At 67.0% G+C, this 15,320-nt stretch carries 17 protein-coding genes; 11 read left to right on the top strand and 6 right to left on the bottom strand.

Annotation, left to right across the window (positions count from 1 at the left end):
* Nucleotides 1–101: 101 nt before the first annotated feature.
* From AC2FAN_RS02495 to AC2FAN_RS02480, 4 genes are all read left to right on the top strand, one after another.
* Nucleotides 102–809 carry a glutathione S-transferase N-terminal domain-containing protein gene (locus AC2FAN_RS02495; RefSeq protein ID WP_476805899.1) on the top strand — a complete coding sequence of 236 codons (708 nt, stop codon included), beginning with the start codon at nucleotides 102–104 and terminating at the stop codon, nucleotides 807–809.
* A 10-nt stretch (nucleotides 810–819) separates the two neighbouring features.
* Complete coding sequence (locus AC2FAN_RS02490) at nucleotides 820–1,176, top strand: ArsC family reductase (protein WP_485172589.1); 357 nt, start codon at nucleotides 820–822, stop codon at nucleotides 1,174–1,176.
* A gap of 184 nt (nucleotides 1,177–1,360) precedes the next feature.
* Nucleotides 1,361–2,524 (top strand): tRNA guanosine(34) transglycosylase Tgt, encoded by a 1,164-nt coding sequence (gene tgt, locus AC2FAN_RS02485; RefSeq protein WP_476805901.1) that lies wholly within the window; start codon nucleotides 1,361–1,363, stop codon nucleotides 2,522–2,524.
* Nucleotides 2,521–3,306 carry a hypothetical protein gene (locus AC2FAN_RS02480; RefSeq protein WP_476805902.1) on the top strand — a complete coding sequence of 262 codons (786 nt, stop codon included), beginning with the start codon at nucleotides 2,521–2,523 and terminating at the stop codon, nucleotides 3,304–3,306. Before tgt ends, AC2FAN_RS02480 begins: the two co-directional genes overlap by 4 nt.
* Here AC2FAN_RS02480 and AC2FAN_RS02475 read toward each other — a convergent pair.
* Nucleotides 3,238–4,206: a DMT family transporter gene (locus AC2FAN_RS02475; RefSeq protein ID WP_476805903.1), complete on the bottom strand. Its 969-nt coding sequence runs from the start codon at nucleotides 4,204–4,206 to the stop codon at nucleotides 3,238–3,240. The genes AC2FAN_RS02480 and AC2FAN_RS02475 overlap by 69 nt on opposite strands.
* Nucleotides 4,207–4,377: 171 nt before the next feature.
* Between AC2FAN_RS02475 and AC2FAN_RS02470 the strand changes: the two genes are divergently transcribed.
* Complete coding sequence (locus tag AC2FAN_RS02470) at nucleotides 4,378–5,034, top strand: hypothetical protein (RefSeq protein WP_485172588.1); 657 nt, start codon at nucleotides 4,378–4,380, stop codon at nucleotides 5,032–5,034.
* Between the two features lie 22 nt (nucleotides 5,035–5,056).
* On the opposite strand, the gene eno is transcribed toward AC2FAN_RS02470, so the two are convergent.
* Both eno and AC2FAN_RS02460 read right to left on the bottom strand, forming a co-directional pair.
* Nucleotides 5,057–6,340 carry a phosphopyruvate hydratase gene (eno, locus tag AC2FAN_RS02465; RefSeq protein WP_485172587.1) on the bottom strand — a complete coding sequence of 428 codons (1,284 nt, stop codon included), beginning with the start codon at nucleotides 6,338–6,340 and terminating at the stop codon, nucleotides 5,057–5,059.
* A 360-nt stretch (nucleotides 6,341–6,700) separates the two neighbouring features.
* Nucleotides 6,701–6,844: a hypothetical protein gene (locus tag AC2FAN_RS02460; RefSeq protein ID WP_485172586.1), complete on the bottom strand. Its 144-nt coding sequence runs from the start codon at nucleotides 6,842–6,844 to the stop codon at nucleotides 6,701–6,703.
* Between the two features lie 316 nt (nucleotides 6,845–7,160).
* Between AC2FAN_RS02460 and queF the strand changes: the two genes are divergently transcribed.
* Nucleotides 7,161–7,616: a preQ(1) synthase gene (gene queF, locus AC2FAN_RS02455; protein WP_265053043.1), complete on the top strand. Its 456-nt coding sequence runs from the start codon at nucleotides 7,161–7,163 to the stop codon at nucleotides 7,614–7,616.
* Between the two features lie 8 nt (nucleotides 7,617–7,624).
* On the opposite strand, the gene AC2FAN_RS02450 is transcribed toward queF, so the two are convergent.
* Nucleotides 7,625–8,821 (bottom strand): MFS transporter, encoded by a 1,197-nt coding sequence (locus AC2FAN_RS02450; RefSeq protein WP_485172585.1) that lies wholly within the window; start codon nucleotides 8,819–8,821, stop codon nucleotides 7,625–7,627.
* The gene (gene kdsA / locus AC2FAN_RS02445; RefSeq protein WP_476805909.1) at nucleotides 8,814–9,683 is read right to left on the bottom strand and encodes a 3-deoxy-8-phosphooctulonate synthase; all 870 of its coding nucleotides are present in this window, start codon (nucleotides 9,681–9,683) and stop codon (nucleotides 8,814–8,816) included. Before kdsA ends, AC2FAN_RS02450 begins: the two co-directional genes overlap by 8 nt.
* A gap of 302 nt (nucleotides 9,684–9,985) precedes the next feature.
* On the opposite strand from kdsA, the gene clpS reads away from it, so the two are divergent.
* The 5 genes from clpS (at nucleotide 9,986) to AC2FAN_RS02420 (ending at nucleotide 14,426) form a co-directional block, all read left to right on the top strand.
* Nucleotides 9,986–10,327, top strand: coding sequence for an ATP-dependent Clp protease adapter ClpS (gene clpS, locus AC2FAN_RS02440; protein WP_265054809.1), 342 nt, complete (start codon nucleotides 9,986–9,988; stop codon nucleotides 10,325–10,327).
* Between the two features lie 46 nt (nucleotides 10,328–10,373).
* Entirely contained in the window at nucleotides 10,374–12,905 is a 2,532-nt protein-coding gene (gene clpA, locus AC2FAN_RS02435) for an ATP-dependent Clp protease ATP-binding subunit ClpA (RefSeq protein ID WP_485172584.1), read from the top strand.
* A gap of 7 nt (nucleotides 12,906–12,912) precedes the next feature.
* Nucleotides 12,913–13,194: a hypothetical protein gene (locus AC2FAN_RS02430; protein WP_485172583.1), complete on the top strand. Its 282-nt coding sequence runs from the start codon at nucleotides 12,913–12,915 to the stop codon at nucleotides 13,192–13,194.
* A gap of 147 nt (nucleotides 13,195–13,341) precedes the next feature.
* The gene (locus tag AC2FAN_RS02425; RefSeq protein ID WP_485172582.1) at nucleotides 13,342–14,067 is read left to right on the top strand and encodes an AzlC family ABC transporter permease; all 726 of its coding nucleotides are present in this window, start codon (nucleotides 13,342–13,344) and stop codon (nucleotides 14,065–14,067) included.
* Nucleotides 14,064–14,426: an AzlD domain-containing protein gene (locus AC2FAN_RS02420; protein ID WP_476805913.1), complete on the top strand. Its 363-nt coding sequence runs from the start codon at nucleotides 14,064–14,066 to the stop codon at nucleotides 14,424–14,426. The genes AC2FAN_RS02425 and AC2FAN_RS02420 overlap by 4 nt, the downstream gene beginning before the upstream one ends.
* Here AC2FAN_RS02420 and AC2FAN_RS02415 read toward each other — a convergent pair.
* Entirely contained in the window at nucleotides 14,423–15,313 is an 891-nt protein-coding gene (locus AC2FAN_RS02415; protein ID WP_485172581.1) for a sigma-70 family RNA polymerase sigma factor, read from the bottom strand. The genes AC2FAN_RS02420 and AC2FAN_RS02415 overlap by 4 nt on opposite strands.
* Between the last annotated feature and the right edge of the window lie 7 nt (nucleotides 15,314–15,320).

Below are 15,320 nucleotides of genomic sequence, written 5' to 3'. Positions count from 1 at the left end.
CAAGCCAGCCTTGCGGGATTGGGCCGAGCCGCCCGTTGCTTTGGGCGCGCCCGGCTCTATCGTCCTGCGCCGACGCTCATCCGATTCAACCGGAGCACCTTATGGCCGACCTCTCCGCCTTCCCGATCACCAAGCGCTGGCCCGCCAGCCACCCCGAGCGCATCCAGCTCTATTCGCTGCCGACGCCGAATGGCGTGAAGGCCTCGATCGTGCTGGAAGAGCTGGGGCTGCCCTACGAGCCGCACCTCATCGACATCGGCAAGAACGAGACCTGGGGCCCGGAATTCCTCTCGCTCAATCCGAACGGCAAGATCCCTGCGATCATCGATCCCGATGGCCCGAACGGAAAGCCTCTCGGCCTGTGGGAGTCGGGCGCGATTCTGCTCTACCTCGCCGAGAAGACCGGCAAACTCCTGCCCAAGGACCCCGCCGCCCGCTATGAGACCATCCAGTGGGTGTTCTTCCAGATGGCGGCGATCGGGCCGATGTTTGGCCAGCTCGGCTTCTTCCACAAGTTCGCCGGCCGCGAATACGAGGACAAGCGCCCGCGCGACCGCTACGCCAGCGAGAGCAAGCGCCTGCTCGGCGTGCTTGAGGAGAGGCTCGCCAGCCGCCCCTGGATCATGGGCGACGAATACACCATCGCCGATATCGCCATACTCGGCTGGGTGCGCAATCTCGTCGGCTTCTACGGCGCGGGCGAACTCGTCGACTACGCGACGCTGACGCATGTGCCGATCTGGCTGGAGCGCTGCCTGTCGCGCCCGGCGGTGCAGCGCGGCCTCGACATCCCGAAGCGGCCGGCTTGAGGCGTCCGACGTGGCTATCACCATCTACGGCATCAAGAACTGCGACACGATGAAGAAGGCGCGGGTTTGGCTCGACAGCCATGGCGCGGCCTACGGCTTCCACGACTACAAGGCTGACGGGATCGACAAGGCCTCGCTCGAGCGCTGGGTCAAGGAACATGGCTGGGAGACGGTGCTGAACCGTGCCGGCACGACCTTCCGCGCGCTGCCCGACGATCAGAAGCAAGGGCTCGATGCCGGCAAGGCTATCGCGCTGATGCTCGCCCAGCCCTCGATGATCAAGCGCCCTGTGCTCGACCTCGGCAGGGGCAAGACGATCGTCGGCTTCAAGCCGGAGATCTACGAGGCGGTGGTCTCGAAGGGCTGAGCCTGGATAATCGCCGTCATTCTCGGGCGGCGCGTAGCGTCGACCCGAGAATCTCATGCCGAATGGGGCTCAAGAGCCCCCGCGTCCTGAGATGCTCGGGCAAGCTCGAGCATGACGGCGGGGAAAGGCCATCCGGCGTTCGGGTCTCTTCCCTAAACGCCGGCGCTGCTCTACCTCGCAGGCCATGACCGCTCCGTTCCAGCCCGCGCAGCCCGAAGCCGCTGCGACCACCGATTTCACCTTCCGCGTCGCCGCGCGCGATGGCGCCGCCCGCACCGGCGCGATCACCATGCCGCGCGGCGTCATCCGCACGCCGGCCTTCATGCCGGTCGGCACCGCCGCGACCGTGAAGGGGATGTATCCCGAGCAGGTGAGGGCGCTCGGCGCCGATGTCGTGCTCGGCAACACTTATCACCTGATGCTGCGCCCGGGCGCCGAGCGTGTCGCGCGGCTCGGCGGGCTGCACAGGTTCATGAACTGGCCGCACCCGATCCTGACCGATTCCGGTGGCTTCCAGGTGATGTCGCTGTCGCAACTCCGGAAACTGACCGAGGAGGGCGTCACCTTCCGCTCCCATATCGACGGCTCCAAGCATATGCTCACGCCCGAGCGCTCGGTCGAGATTCAGAACCTGCTCGGCTCCGACATCGTCATGCAGCTCGACGAATGCGTCGCGCTGCCCTGCGAGGAGAAGGTCGCGGAAAAGGCGATGCGGCTCTCGCTGCGCTGGGCCGAGCGCTGCAAGGCGGCTTTCGGCGACCATCCCGGCCGGGCGCTGTTCGGCATCGTGCAGGGCGGGGACGTGCCGCATCTGCGCGTCGAGAGCGCGCGCGAGCTCACCGCCATGGACCTCAAGGGCTATGCCATCGGCGGGCTCGCTGTCGGCGAACCGCAGGACGTCATGCTGGCGATGATCGAGACGGTCGAGCCGCATCTGCCGCAGGAAAAGCCGCGCTACCTCATGGGCGTAGGCACGCCAGACGACATCGTCCAGTCCGTCGCGCGCGGCATCGACATGTTCGACTGCGTGATGCCGACGCGCGCCGGCCGCCACGGCCAGATATTCACCCGCTTCGGCCGGATGAACCTCAAGAACGCCAAGCACGCCGAGGACCCGCGCCCGATCGACGAGCAGTCCTCCTGCCCGGCGGCCAACAACTGGTCGCGCGCCTATCTGCACCACCTCGTCAAGGCCGAGGAGATGCTCGGCAAGATGCTGCTGACCTGGGTGAACCTCGCCTACTACCAGGATTTGATGGCAGGCCTGCGCGCCGCCATCGCAGCCGGTCGCCTCGCAGATTTCATCGCCGAGACCAGGGAAGGCTGGGCGCGGGGCGAGACCGCTTGATAGCAGGGCTCGCTCTGCTGCCGATCAAGATGGCCATCGCCGCCGCGGTGGTGGTGAGCTGTTCGCTGCTGGCCGAGCGCGCCGGACCGCTCGTCGCGGCGATGATCGCGACATTGCCGATCTCGCTCGGGCCCGTCCTCGTCTTCCTGGCGCTGGACCATGACGCCGCGTTCATCGCGGCCAGCGCATTGGGCACGATGAACGCCAACGTCACCCATGCGAGTTTCGTGCTGAGCTATGTGGTTTTGGCACAGCGCCTGACGACGCTGCCTTCGCTCGCGATATCCCTGGCCGTCTGGGTTGCGGTGCTCCTGGCCGTGCGCTCGCTGAACCTGCAGGCGCTGCCGCTCGCCGTCCTAACGGTCTTTGCGTTCATTATCGTGCACCGGCTCGTGCGGCCCTATCTCGCCGTCCGTGCGGCCGGCCCGGTCACGCTATCGCGTTACGCCATCCCGCTGCGTGCCGCTTGCGTGGCCGCGCTCGTCGGCATCGTCACCGTCGCCAGCGAACGGGTCGGTGCGGCCTGGGCCGGTGTCCTCGCCGGGCTGCCCATCGTCCTGTCCAGCCTGATCGTCATTCTCCAGCCGCGGGTCGGCGGACCGGCCGCAGCTGCGGTGATCGGCAGCGGAGCGCTCGGCCTGCTCGGCGTCGGGCTCGGGCTCGCCGTGGTGCACCTGATGGCGGTGCCGTTCGGGTCCTGGGCGGCCTTGGCGTCAGGCCTGGCCGTCTCGGTCGGCTGGAACGTGCTCGTGACCGGCCTTTCGCGGCGGCTTGCGCCATGAGGCGACGAACAGCCCGCTGATGATGAGCACGATCCCGATGAGCTGGAGCGAGGACGGAATCTCGCCGAGCACCGGGATCGCCAGCAGCGTGCCGGTAACGGGGATCAGCGGCGGGAAGCGTCCGACGACCGCCGGCCCCAGCACATGCGCCGCCCAACCCCAGATCCACAGGCCGATGATGACGTTGATCACGCCCTGATAGAGCGCGTGCAGCGAGAGCACCCACCATGGCGCGATGTCGAAGCCGCGGAAGAAGAACAGGGCGTAGACCGGCAGCCAGGCGAGGGACAGCACCGAGACGACCGCCGCTGCGCGCAGGCCGTCGACCTTCCAGAGCTGGATCATCAGCGGATAGAAGCCCCAGAGCAGGCCGACGCCGAGGAACATCAAATCGCCGCGCAGCGTGCCGGCGCTCGCCCCCGTCGTGCCCGCAATGGCGAGGCAGGCGAGGCCGGCAAGCACGCCGCAGATGCCGATGATGAGATTGCGCGTCAGCACCGCGCCGAACAGCACCACCGAACCGACGATGCCGATCAGCGTCACCGTGCCCGGCCCGATCGTGGCGCCATGGGCCGCGGGCGCCAATGTGAGCCCCATCAGCATCAGGAACGTCATCGGGAAGCCGCTCGACAGCGCCAGCAACAGCCCGCGTCCCCAGCCGACGCCGCCACAGCTCGCAAGCCCCGGCCGCAGGAACAGCGGCAGGAGCAGGAGTCCGGCCGTCGCGAAGCGCAGCGCCAGCAGGTCATAGGGTGTGATGCCGTGGAGCACGGCGTGGCGGCTGATGACGAAATTCGAGCCGAAGATCACCACACTGAGCAGCATGCCCGCCACGGCGAGCCGGCGTCGCCGGCGCTCCCTGTCGTGTGGCGCCGGAAGGCTAGCGATGCGTTGATCCATGAGGTCGCATAGCGTGGATCGCTGCAGTGCCGTTACGGGCTGATGCGCATGGCAGCCGCGCAAGCGGCGGTAGACCGTAATTGCGCCGCGTTTCGGCCCCGCTGGCGCCCAGAGCGGGCGGCTTGCTTGCGTTGCAATACCAAATGGGCGCAGCCACCGGAGAGACAGCCGATGCCCGGCCACCCTTATTCCCCGAGGCCCGCCGCGATGGCGGGCCGCCTCGGCAACCATCTCCTGCTGTCGTTGGGAATCGCGACCGCGACCGCGATGCTCGCGGCGCTGCCGGGCCTCCTGTCCGGCGCTGCGACAAGGCACGAGGCTGTCGGTGCGCGCATCGAGCAGGCGATGATTCCGAAACTGGCGCTGCTGCGGGACGGCAAGATCACGGACCGGTTGGATGTGATGGACATCGCGGGTGGCGAGGATTCTGCGGCGAACCTGCAGATCACGCCGGCAGCCCTCGCGATGCCGATGTCGCTGACCTGGCCGGAGCGCGGCGAGTGGGCGCCGCCGCAATTCGCTGCACTCGCCAAGCCGCGCCCGGACGCGGGCGAGCGGACCAGACAAGCCTCTCCCGCGCGCCGGAGCGTGCCGCCGTCGGAGCGCTACACGGCGATGGCCGGGCCGCTGGTGATCCTGCCTCCCGCTGCGGCATCGGCCATCGAAACGGTGCAGGCCATGGAATCGTCGCGCGACGATTCCTGGAGCCGATACGTGGTCGCGCCGGCGACCAAAGTCGTCGACGCAGTTTCGGGGGCGGCCGGCAGCGTGCAGGCGGCCGGTTCCTGGGGCCTGTCCCAGACGACGAGCTTGCTGCCGCGCTGGTGAGGCGCGGCACGAGAAGCGTCGGTCAGGCCAGCGCCTTCAGCGCAGCGCGGCCGGCATAGATCGCCTGCGCGCCCAGTTCTTCCTCGATGCGCAGCAGCTGGTTGTACTTCGCCGTCCGGTCGGAGCGGGCCAGCGAGCCCGTCTTGATCTGCCCGCAATTGGTCGCGACCGCGAGATCGGCGATGGTCGAATCCTCGGTCTCGCCCGAGCGGTGCGACATCACGGCGGTGTAGCCGGCACGCTGCGCCATCTCGACGGCGGCGAGCGTCTCGGTGAGCGAGCCGATCTGGTTGACCTTGACCAGGATCGAGTTGGCGGTCTTGCCCTTGATGCCGCGCGACAGGCGCTCGACATTGGTGACGAAGAGGTCGTCGCCGACGAGCTGGCACTTCGAGCCGACGAGGTCGGTCAGCGCCTTCCAGCCCTCCCAGTCATCCTCGGACATGCCGTCCTCGATCGAGACGATCGGATAGTTGCCGACGAGCTTTGCGAGGTACTTGGCCTGAGCCTTGGGATCGCGCGTCTTGCGCTCCCCTTCGTAGACGTAGGCGCCGTCCTTGAAGAACTCGGTCGCGGCGCAGTCGAGCGCCAGCGCGACGTCATCGCCCGGCTTGTAGCCGGCGGCCTCGATCGCCTGCATCACGAAGTCGAGCGCGGCCTCGGCCGACTTGATGTTCGGAGCGAAGCCGCCCTCGTCGCCGACATTGGTGTTGTGGCCGGCGTCGTGCAGCTTCTTCTTCAGGGTGTGGAAGATCTCCGCGCCCATGCGCAGGCCTTCGGCGAAGGAGGTCGCGCCGATCGGCATGACCATGAATTCCTGGAAGTCGATCGGGTTGTCGGCATGGGCGCCGCCATTGACGATGTTCATCATCGGCACGGGCAGAACGCGGGCCGAGGTGCCGCCGACATAGCGGTAAAGCGGCAGGCCGGCGGCCTCCGCAGCTGCCTTGGCCACGGCGAGCGACACGCCGAGGATGGCGTTGGCACCGAGCTTGGACTTGTTCGGGGTGCCGTCGAGCTCGATCATGGTCTGGTCGATCGCGGTCTGGTCCTCGGCGTCCATCGCGACGATCGCCTCGGCGATGTCGACGTTGACGGCTTCGACGGCTTTGAGCACGCCCTTGCCGAGATAGCGGCTCTTGTCGCCGTCGCGCAGCTCGACGGCCTCATGCGCGCCGGTCGAGGCGCCGGAGGGAACTGCCGCGCGGCCCATCGAGCCGTCCTCGAGCACGACATCGACCTCGACAGTCGGATTGCCGCGGGAATCCAGGATCTGGCGTCCGATGATGTCGATGATCGCGGTCATGGCAGGCTCCGGAGGGGAGGTGGGTGAGACGACTGACGCGCTTCTAGCCAACAGCCTGTCGTTGCGAAAGCCCCGATCCGCATCCGGGGAGCATGAAGCGGTCGGTGTTTGGGAGGGAGGGCCGTGGGTGCCCACGCGCGTTCGATGCTGGCTGGCCCGGCTGGTCCACGGATTGCGGACAGGCAGGGTGAACGCCGCGCCGCATTCCTTCGAGAAACGAAAATGTTCCAGAATCTGTCCAGTCGCCGCCGACCGTCGCTGCTCGCTGTTCTGTTCTGGTGCAGCCTGACCTTTCTCTGGTGGACAGGGCTGTGCCTGTTCGTCGGTCGGCCGATCTGGTTCTGGTAGTCGGCCGGGGGCCTATTCCTCGTCGCCAGGCATGCCCAGGTAGCTGCCGAGCATGAAGCCGCTCTGCAGGGCGAACAGATAGCCGATCCACAAGAGGATGCTGAACAGGCCGAGTTCCCCGCGGATCAGCCAAAGCGGAAAGATCACGAAGGTCACAAGCGTGCTGGCGCCGACAATCGCCGGATATCCGTATGAAAGACCGATTAACAGTCCGACCAAGAACAATATGCCTGCAATTATCATAGAATTGTAGTGATCGGCCGCCCAATAACAACGTTGAGCTATAGTGTGATCTACATCGAAGCAAGGAAGGGTGTGGACATTCGATAAACATTGATCGAATTGATGCCGGCCTATGCTTTGAAATTCCGTGAGCGCGATCTTCGCCGGCGATGGCCGTTCGGCGTTCGGTGGCTTCCCCCTTCCGCGAAAGATGCGCTACAGGCTCCGGCAAACTTCAGGAGCATGTCCCATGGCCATCGACGCCTCGACCTTGCAGCTCGGCCAGAGCAGCAGCTTGCCCGCCTCGCCGGAGGAGGCGCGGCTCGACCGCGTACCCAATCCCCATGCCGGCACGCGCTATCTCACGCGCTTCACCTGTCCGGAATTCACATCGATCTGCCCGGTCACGGGGCAGCCTGATTTCGGCATCCTCGTCATCGACTATCTGCCGGGCCAGTGGCTGGTCGAGTCGAAGTCGCTGAAGCTCTATCTCGGCGCTTTCCGCAACCATGGCGCCTTCCATGAGGACTGCACCGTCTCGATCGGCAAGACGCTGGTCGATCTGCTCGAGCCGGAATGGTTCCGGATCGGCGGCTATTGGTATCCGCGTGGCGGCATCCCGATCGACGTGTTCTGGCAGACCGGTGAGCCGCCGAAGGGCCTCTGGCTGCCGGACCAGGGCGTCGCGCCCTATCGCGGGCGCTGACCAACCTTCTAGGTACGCGAGCCGAGCGGCGGGAGAAGGCGCGGCGTCACGAAGCCGAGCACGCCGATCCCGATGCCGAAGACGATGAGTGCCTGCTGGGTCCCGATGAGATTCAGCAGCGCACCCATGACCAATGGGCCGGTTGCGTGTCCCATGAAGAAGAAGCACGCGAACAGGGCCATGGCCGAGCCGCGGGCCGTCGGCGCGAGTTCGGTCGCCTGCGCCTGGAACGTGCCGTGAATCAGGAAGAAGCCGAAGCCCATCAGGAGGAAGACGCCGATGGCGGTCCACCAGGGGGCGGGCAGGGTGAAGGCGAAGTAGGCAAGCGCCACGGCAAGGCCGCCATACCGCATCATCTGCCGCGGCCCGACCCGCTCGACCAGGATGCGGGTCAGCACGCCATAGACGAGGCCTCCGAGTCCCATCGCACCGATTGCGATGCCGGCCTGCGAGGGGCTGGCGTCCGAGCGCTCGTGCAGGATGGCGGCGATGAACGGCGACAGCCCGAAGACGAGCGAGCCTTCCAGCAGGACGAACAGGTAGAGCAGCTTGCTGCGCGGATTGGCGAAGACCGCCTTGTAGCTCACGACCGCGCCGGCGAGGCTGAGCGGCGGGCGGGCCGCATCGGGCCGCGGCCTCAGTACCAGCCGGACCACCAGCGCGCCGCCGCCGGCGAGCACACCGGCGACCAGCAGCACGGCCCGCCAGCCGACATGATCGGCGACGAGGCCGGAGAAGGTCGCGCCCGCCATCTGTCCGATGATCATGATGACGAGGAAACGGCCGAGCATGATCTGCCGCTCGGCCATCGGCGCGCGGTCTCCGATCGCCGCCATCGCCGCGGGGATGACGCCGCCCGCCATCACGCCGCCGGCAGCGCGCAGGATGAGCAGGACCCAGAAGCTCGTGGCGAAAGCCGCTAGCACCGACAGCACGCAGAGTAAGGCGAGGCAGGTCGAGATGCTGCGCAGCTTTCCGACCGAGTCGGCGATCGGCCCGAGAAAGGGTTGGCCGAGCGCGTAGCATCCGGAGAAGGCCGTCGCCAGGAATGCGATCTGGTGCACGCTCTGGCCGAACTCGAAGGCGAGCGTCGGCACCAGCGGGTCGATCAGCCGCATCGTGAACGTCGATGCGAATCCACACAGCCCGAGGACCGGGATCAGGGCACCGAGATCGGACCTGGACGCCGGCGCGGGCTCAGACATAGGCGACGGCTGGGGCCGGGCGGTTCTTGGCGAGGCGGTCGAACCCTTGCAACTCGGCGATCAGGCCCTGAAACTCGGAGAGCGGCACCATGTTCGGGCCATCCGAAGGCGCTCGATCCGGGTCGGGATGCGTTTCGATGAAGAGGCCGGCGACGCCGACGGCGACCGCCGCGCGCGACAGCACGGGCACGAACTCGCGCTGTCCGCCCGTCGAGGCTCCCTTGCCGCCGGGCTGCTGCACGGAGTGCGTGGCGTCGAAGATCACCGGTGCGCCGATCTCCGCCATGATCGGCAAGGCGCGCATGTCGGTGACCAGCGTGTTGTAGCCGAAGGAGGCACCGCGCTCGGTCAGCATGACATTGGAGTTGCCGCTTTCGGTCACCTTCGCCGCGACGTTGACCATGTCCCAGGGTGCCAGGAACTGGCCCTTCTTGACGTTGACGACGCGGCCGGTCTGCGCCGCCGCCACGAGCAGGTCGGTCTGGCGGCAGAGAAAGGCCGGAATCTGCAGGATGTCGACGACCTCCGCCACCGGAGCGCATTGGGCGGCGTCATGCACGTCGGTCACGACGGGGAGCCCCGTGCGCGCGCGGATTTCGGCGAAGACGGGCAGCGCGGCCTTCATCCCCATGCCGCGGGCGCCCCTGACGCTGGTGCGGTTCGCCTTGTCGAAGGAGGCCTTGAAGACGAGCCCGATGTTGAGAGCGGCCGCGATGTCCTTCAGCGCCAGGGCGCATTCGAGCGCATGGTCGCGGCTTTCCATCTGGCAGGGACCGGCGATCAGGGCGAGCGGCAGGGCATTGCCGAAGCGCACGGGCCGGGCGAGATCCTCGCCGATGGTGACGACGGCGTTGGGGGTCATGGCGATTTCCTTCATCCAGCGGCCCGAGGGGCTTATGTCCGGCGGGTATGATGGGTCAAGCGGCGGGGCGCTTGGCTGCCATGTCGCGAAGAGTTGGGTGCAGGAGGCGGGAACGGGCTGGCGAAGCGGCGGAGAGGTCTGTAAATTCGCAAGCGAAGCACTATCTCGGGTGGGAACGCAGGATCGATTTGGACCGGGTTTCGGCAGGCATGGCGCGGACGGGAACGATGCAGGCAGGCAAGGACACAGCAATGCGAGCCGATCCGACATCGCCCGTGCGGGCGGGTTCGGGCGGGCTTGTCATGGCTGATCGTCCCAAGCGCGCCGGACCGCCTGTCGATGGTGGACGCGACGGCACAGGCACCGCGGTGCTGACCCGCACCCGCACACGCAAGCCGAACCTCTATCGTGTCCTGCTGTTGAATGACGACTACACCCCCATGGAGTTCGTCGTTCACGTTCTGGAGCGGTTCTTCAACAAGGACCGCGCCGAAGCGACGCATATCATGATGCATGTGCATCAGAACGGCGTCGGCGAATGCGGCGTCTTCACCTACGAGGTCGCCGAGACCAAGGTTACGCTCGTCATGGATCTTGCACGCAAGCACATGCATCCGCTGCAATGCGTGATGGAGAAAAAGTAGCCTTGGGTCCGATCGCACACTCCGCAAACAGATAGGAGCGCTCCCCTTGCCGAGTTTCTCGCGCAGTCTCGAACAGGCGCTTCACCGGGCTCTGGCCCTGGCCAATGAGCGCCGTCACGAATACGCCACCCTCGAACATCTCCTGCTCGCCCTGGTCGACGACCAGGACGCGGCCGCGGTCATGCGCGCCTGCAGCGTCGATCTCGACCTGCTGCGCCGCAACCTCGTCGACTACATCGACTCGGAGCTGACGAATCTCGTCACCGACGGCCGCGATGATTCCAAGCCCACCGCCGGCTTCCAGCGCGTGATCCAGCGCGCGGTGATCCACGTCCAGTCCTCCGGCCGCGAAGAGGTGACCGGCGCCAACGTGCTCGTCGCGATGTTCGCCGAGCGCGAAAGCCACGCCGCCTATTTCCTGCAGGAGCAGGACATGACCCGTTACGACGCGGTCAACTACATCAGCCACGGCATCGCCAAGCGCCCGGGCGCCAGCGAGAGCCGCCCGGTGCGCGGCTCCGAGGAGGAGGGCGAGCCGCAGCGCGAGCAGCGCTCCGAGCAGGGCAGCAGCAGCGAGGACAAGGACAAGAAGAAAAAGGAAAGCGCGCTCGACGCTTACTGCGTCAACCTGAACCGGAAGGCGAGGGACGGGCGCATCGATCCGCTGATCGGCCGCGAGGCCGAGGTGCAGCGCACGATCCAGATCCTCTGCCGCCGCCAGAAGAACAACCCGTTACTGGTGGGCGACCCCGGCGTCGGCAAGACCGCGATCGCCGAAGGCCTCGCCCTCAAGATCACCCGCGGCGAGGTGCCGGAGGTCCTGAAGGACGCGACCGTCTTCTCGCTCGACATGGGCACGCTGCTCGCCGGCACCCGTTATCGCGGCGATTTCGAGGAGCGCCTCAAGCAGGTGATGAAGGAGATCGAGCAGCACCCCAAGGCGATCATGTTCATCGACGAGATCCATACGGTGATCGGCGCGGGCGCGACCTCGGGCGGTGCGATGGATGCCTCGAACCTGCTGAAGCCGGCGCTTGCCTCGGGCACGTTGCGCTGCATCGGCTCGACCACCTACAAGGAATACCGCCAGTATTTCGAGAAGGACCGGGCGCTGGTGCGCCGCTTCCAGAAGATCGACGTCAACGAGCCGTCGGTGCCGGACACGATCGAGATCCTCAAGGGCCTCAAGCCCTATTTCGAGGAGTTCCACAAGCTGCGCTACACCAACGACGCCATCAAGGCGGCGGTAGAACTCTCGGCGCGCTACATCCACGACCGCAAGCTGCCGGACAAGGCGATCGACGTCATCGATGAGACCGGCGCCTCGCAGATGCTGCTGCCGGAGCACAAGCGCAAGAAGACCATCGGCGTGAAGGAGGTCGAGATCGCGGTCTCGACCATGGCCCGCATCCCGGCGAAGACCGTCTCCAAGGACGATGCCGAGGTGCTGCGCAATCTCGAGCAGACGCTCAAGCGCACCGTCTATGGCCAGGAGAAGGCGATCGAGGCGCTGTCCTCCTCGATCAAGCTCGCCCGCGCCGGCTTGCGCGACGGCGAGAAGCCGATCGGCTGCTACCTCTTCGCCGGCCCGACCGGCGTCGGCAAGACCGAGGTGGCACGCCAGCTCGCCTCCTCGCTCGGCGTCGAGCTGATCCGCTTCGACATGTCCGAATACATGGAACGCCACACCGTCTCGCGGCTGATCGGCGCGCCTCCGGGCTATGTCGGCTTCGACCAGGGTGGCCTGCTGACCGACCAGATCGACCAGCATCCGCATTCCGTGCTACTGCTCGACGAGATCGAGAAGGCCCACCCGGACCTGTTCAACATCCTCCTGCAGGTGATGGACCACGGCAAGCTGACCGACAACAACGGCAAGCAGGTCGATTTCCGCAACGTCATCCTCATCATGACGACCAATGCCGGAGCCGCCGACATGGCCCGCAACGCCTATGGCTTCACGCGGAGCAAGCGCGAGGGCGACGATACCGAGGCGATCAACAAGCTGTTCGCGCCGGAATTCCGCAACCGGCTCGACTCCGTCATCTCCTTCGGCCACCTGCCGAAGACGGTGGTCGCCCGCGTCGTCGACAAGTTCGTGCTCCAGCTCGAAGCCCAGCTCGCCGACCGCAACGTCACCATCGAGCTCTCGGACGAGGCCCGCGAATGGCTGGTCGAGAACGGCTATGACGAGGCGATGGGCGCCCGGCCGATGGCCCGGCTGATCCAGCAGACCATCAAGACCCCGCTTGCCGACGAGGTGCTGTTCGGGCGCCTCAAGAATGGCGGTGCCGTCAAGGTGGTGGTCGTCCAGTCCGAGACCGGCATCAAGGTGCTCGGCCTCGAATTCCCGGACGGGCCGGCGAAGCCCAAGCCCGAGAAGGATGTCGAAGCCGCGACCGCCAAGAGGTCGCCGAAGCCGCGCGCCAAGGCGGCGGCTGGCGGCAAGGCGGCGAAAGCCACGCCGCGGCGAAGCCCGAAGGGCGGAGCCGGGCCGGATGACGAGCCTGGTACGCCGCCCAAGGCCTCCGGCCGTGCGGTCCGTACCGTGCCGAAGGTTCCGCTGACAAAGGCCTGAGAACGTGTTGTTCAAACGCAAATCTGCAACCCTCGCCGCCGACGGCGAGGGCATGCCAGCGACCCCGGCACCGGCCCGCCCGGCAAGAGAGAAGCTGGGCTGGTTCGAGAAGCGCGACCGCCGCCGGCGCCGCCGCAAGATCTTCGAGGAAGTGCTCGGCTGGATTCTCGTGCCGGCCTTGGTCTATCTGATCTATCTCGGCATCAAGGCGGTCGGCGGCATTCCCAAAGAGCTGATCGACTTCGCCAATGAGCTGATCGCCGTGGCGATGAAGGGCGGCAAGAGCTGACCGGCGCACGCGGCTCTGCGGGCCATGCAAGGCCGTCACTCCCTGCGACGCCTTGGCGAGCCTTCCCGGCATAAGCCATAGGGACAACAGGTCCGGCTCCGGCGCGGGCGTTTTCGTTTTCTCGAGGCTGCTCGCAGCAATGATCCGATGAGCGTATCCGCAGACTGGAGCTGGCAGCGCGTGGCGCTGGCCGGCATGCGCGATGCGCTGCTGCTCCCGGCCTGGATCGTCGGCTTCGGGCTGATCGGCATAGGATCCTTGGCGCGCGACGTCGGCTATCCCGTCGATGTCGCCGTGCTCTCGACCATCCTGGTCTGGGCCGGCCCATCGCAGGTACTGTTCTTCGCCTCGATCGCCGCCGGCGCCGCCTGGAGCGCGATCGCGATCGCCATCGCCTTTGCCTCGCTGCGCTTCCTGCCGATGACGATGGCGATCCTGCCGCTCCTGCGCCGGCCTGGCCAGAGCGTCTGGCAGCAGCTTTTCCTCGCGCACTACGTTGCCGTGACAGCCTGGACGGAAGGGCTTCGCCGGCTGCCGGGCATCCCGGTGAACCAGCGCGTGGCCTATTTCCTCGGCTTCGCCAACACCTGCATGGCGGTGAGTTCGATCGGAACCTTCGCCGGGTATTACCTGCTCGACGCGCTGCCGATACCGTTTGCGGCCGGGCTGCTCTGCCTGACTCCGATCTTCTTCCTGGTCTCGCTGACGGCGGGGCTGCGTCATCGCGGCGATGTCACCGCATTGGTCCTGGGGCTGGCGCTAGCGCCGATCTGCGAGCGCTTCATCGGCGGCGGCTTCGATCTCATCGTCGCCGGCTTGACCGCCGGCAGCATCGCCTTCCTGGTCGGCCGCCGGCGCAGAGCGGCCGCATGACCCAGCCGATCGCCCTGCTCGACGGGCCGCTGTGGCCTTATCTCGCGCTCATGCTCTTCGCCGTGCTGCCGACCGAGATCTGGCGCTGGCTCGCCGTCGGCTTCGCGCGCGGGCTCGACGCGGATTCCCCGCTGCTCGAATGGGTGAGGGCGGTCGCCACGGCGCTGCTCGCCGGCATCGTCGCCAAGCTGATGGTCTCGCCGCCGGGGGCATTGGCGCACGCACCGCTGTTCATCCGCGTCGCCGCGCTCGCCACCTCCGCCGCCGTGATGGCCATCAGCCGCCGCCGGATGATGCTGGCCGTGCTTTCGGGCGAGGTGGTGCTGATCGGGGGCGTCTGGCTGTTCGGGGCGGTCTAGCTGATCGTCGCGTTGAGCCGGTCCCGCACGGGACCGAGCTTGTCCGGGTTGCGGATGACGTAGATCGCCTGGATCTGCCCGTCGCGGATGTCGAGCACCACGGCCTGCTCCGTGTCCGTTTCGGCGCTGATATAGCCGGGCATGCCGTTGATCAGCACCGGCTCGTAGCGGGTCACGAAGCCCTGCTGTTCCGGCTTGCGAGCGAGACCGGCGAAGAAACGGCCGATCTTCTCGCTCCCGAAGATCGGGTTGAGCACCGAGTTCGCCTTGCCGCCGCCGTCGCCATGGAGCACCGCGTCCTGCGCGAGCAGGCCCTTCAGCGCGGTCGGATCGGTGCTGTGGGCGGCTTCGAAGAAGGCCGTGGCATAGCGCTTCGCCTCCTCGGGTGAGAGCGGATGGCGCGGCCCGTCCTGCCGCGCATGCCGGCGCGCCCGCGAGACGAGCTGCCGGCAGGCCGCCTCGCTGCGCCCGAGCGTGTCGGCGATCTCGGAGAAGGGCAGGTCGAAGACATCATGCAGCAGGAAGGCGGCGCGTTCGAGCGGCGAGAGGCGCTCCAGAGCGAGCTGGAGCACATAGGGAACGTCGAGCCCCTCATCGCTATGGGAGGCGCCGCCGATCTCCTCGATCAGCGGCTCGGGCAGCCATGCACCCACATAGTTCTCGCGCCGCCGCCTCGCCGATTTCATCAGGTCGAGGCAAAGCCGCGTCACCACGCGCCCCAGCCAGGCGCGCGGGTTCGACAACGCTTCCGGGGCGGAATCGTGCCAGCGCAGCCAGGCGTCCTGCACCACATCCTCGGCGTCGCTGAGCGAGCCGAGCATGCGGTAGGCGAGGCGGGTCAGATAGGACCGATGCGCCTCGAAGAGGCTGGCGGGTGCTGTTGTCATGCTCCGG

It is taken from the genome of Allobosea sp. RIT-PG3_2 (genome assembly GCF_057321085.1).
Note: the sequence above shows the minus strand (reverse complement) of the source record. Positions and strands in the feature narration are given on the sequence as shown.